Here is a 2,776-nt window from a genome sequence, read left to right on the forward strand (position 1 = left end):
TCTTAGAAAACGGATCAGAGCTCAAGAATTGGACTTTTTATTTGCGCATAACGGCTCTGAAGCGCTCGACATCCTAAAATCCTCAAAACGAATAGATCTGATCTTAACTGATATCAATATGCCTGAGATGGATGGTCTTACTTTGCTAGGGTTTATCCCTGAAGTTGACCCAACACTTAAAGCAGTGGTGGTATCAGCTTATGGGGATATGAAAAATATTAGGACAGCGATGAACCGTGGTGCTTTTGATTTTCTGACCAAACCAATAGATTTTCAGGATTTGGAAATTACCATCAATAAAACCCTAAAGTTTGTCGATCAAGTTAGAGATCAACAGCATCAAATCCGACAGGCTCATAAACAGCGTCAACTTTACTTGCAGGAGCTAATCAAAGCTAAAGAAATAGCTGAGAAAGCTAACTATGCTAAGAGCCAATTTATAGCCAACATGAGCCATGAGTTTCGCACGCCTCTAAATATCATTATTGGTAATAGTGAGTTATTACAAGCTCGGGCTCAAAAGTCGGATCCAGAATACTTTCTTCCCCGGCTAGATAAGATTCAAAACTCTAGTTGGCATCTGCTGAATTTATTTAACGACATACTTGACCTATCAAAAATGGAAGTAGGTGAGCTAGAAATTCATCAAGAAAATACTGAGATATCCTCATTGATTGAAGAACTGATAACCAATGTGCGTCCTTTATCGGAAAAGAACAACAATACCTTAGAAGTCATCTATTTGAATAACCCTGGCAGAATCCTTACTGACCCCACCAAAATGCGCCAAATCCTGCTTAACTTGCTCAACAACGCTTGTAAATTTACAGAGCATGGAACTGTCAAATTGATAGTCAAAAAGAGTGATGGTACAGCAGAGATTGACGATCAATTTAATTTAGAATCTACAATTATTCCTGATATTGGTCAACACCAAAGAACTAAACCATCAATCACATTTCAAGTCAGTGACACCGGTATTGGCATCAGTCCAGAGCAACATTCAAAGATTTTTGAACCCTTCACTCAGGTAGATGAGTCGGACACCCGCAAGTATGGTGGGGCTGGCTTGGGTTTAGCGATCGCAAAAAAACTCTGTCATCTGATGGGGGGTCAGATAACTGTGGATAGTGAATTGGGTAAGGGAGCGACCTTTACCGTTTCCCTACCCATAGAATGGGTATAACACTAATTAGTCATTAGTGATATTCACCCAATGGTTATCCGATACTTTTTAGCTACCAAAGTCTACCAAGATAGACTTTGGCCCGCCAATGCAAGATGCAATAGCATCCAGGGGGTATCTCCCAAAGCTCTGACGGAATATCCCGCGAGCGCCATAAAAATGTCAAAAAAGTTGGTTACACCGGGATAGAGAGCGCAACTATTAAACCCTTGGTTTTCGGCTTTAATTTAAGTTACATAATAATCCCTGTCGGTGTTACCCTAATTTAACTCTAGCAAATAATAAGAGTTTTTGGTAGACTCTGCAACATTTTCTTGTGCTGTTTACTAACCTTCAAGCTACCCTAAACCGAATCCCCTTGGGCTAACAACCTTGGTCAAAAGGCTACGCGTGCGCGTTCAACCTGCAACCCTCAATCTTAAACCGTCCTTAGAGCTGTATTAATCGACTGCTTCAGGGTGGGTAGCACTTCCTCAACAGAGAGTTCTGTCGATGTGTGGGTAGCCCGTTCCACCACTTCCACTTTGCCATCTTTAAGCGATCGCCCAGTCACAATCCGGTAGGGAATCCCAATTAAATCAGCATCTTTGAACTTGACCCCAGCTCGTTCGTTGCGGTCATCAAGCAGGGTTTCGATACCTGCTTGATTGAGTTGAGTGTAAAGTTTTTCTGCTGCTGCCATCTGCTGGGTATCTCCCACATTCGGGATCGTGATAATCACATGGTAGGGTGCGATCGCAACTGGCCAGATAATCCCATCCTTGTCATAGGATTGCTCTACAGCTGCTTGAGCTAGCCGAGACACTCCCACCCCATAACAGCCCATAGATAACGGAATTTCTTCCCCTTGCTCACTGGTGTAGGTAGCCCCCATCGCAGATGAGTATTTCGTCCCCAACTGGAAAATATGGCCAACTTCAATTCCGCGAGCGCATAAGAGGGTTTGATTCGGGTCATGGATGGCGCGATCGCCTGGACTCGCCTTACGGACATCCACCACTAGCTTCGGTAACTGGAATTGCTCACCCCAATTGGCACCAACTACGTGATTGCCTGACTGATTAGAACCAGTAGTAAAGTTTTTCAGTTCCACTGCTGTTTGATCTACCAACCGCAAAAACTGAGGCGCAATATTTTTAGCTGGTTTGATGTAATCATCTGCCAAATCAGGTGCCATGTAACCCAAAGGTAGAGGTTTCGATGCCCATTTTTCCTGGGTAGCCACCTCTGGTACAGTCAGGGCTAAAACCGTTGTGGCATCGTATTGGTCTGCCAATTTCACCAATTCATTCTGTAACTTCACCTCATTTACATCTTGATCCCCGCGAATGCTCACCAAAACCAACACCGTCATCCCGTTGTCATAGACAATTTGGTAAAGAACATTTTTAACCACACTAGTGGCAGAGCACTTCAGGAATTGACAGAGGCTATCAATAGTTGAGGTGTTTGGAGTTTCTAGTTTTTCATAAGTGTTATAGGGTGATGGTTCTAGGTCTGGTGGTAGGGAAACCGCTTTTTCCAAATTGGCAGAATACTTGCCATCCTCTGTGTAGAGAATCTCGTCTTCCCCAGCATCAGCCAGAACAG

At 43.5% G+C, this 2,776-nt stretch carries 2 protein-coding genes; one reads left to right on the forward strand and one right to left on the reverse strand.

Annotated features, from left to right (window positions below; translation table 11 throughout):
- The coding region (locus F6K52_RS35065; RefSeq protein ID WP_293089610.1) for a hybrid sensor histidine kinase/response regulator at window positions 1–1,186 on the forward strand (1,186 nt) is incomplete at its 5' end.
- Window positions 1,187–1,604: 418 nt separating this feature from the next.
- Here the strand turns inward: F6K52_RS35065 and proS are convergent.
- The coding region (gene proS / locus F6K52_RS35070; protein WP_293089612.1) for a proline--tRNA ligase at window positions 1,605–2,776 on the reverse strand (1,172 nt) is incomplete at its 5' end.

It is taken from the genome of Moorena sp. SIO3H5 (genome assembly GCF_010692395.1).
Taxonomy (GTDB): domain Bacteria; phylum Cyanobacteriota; class Cyanobacteriia; order Cyanobacteriales; family Coleofasciculaceae; genus Moorena.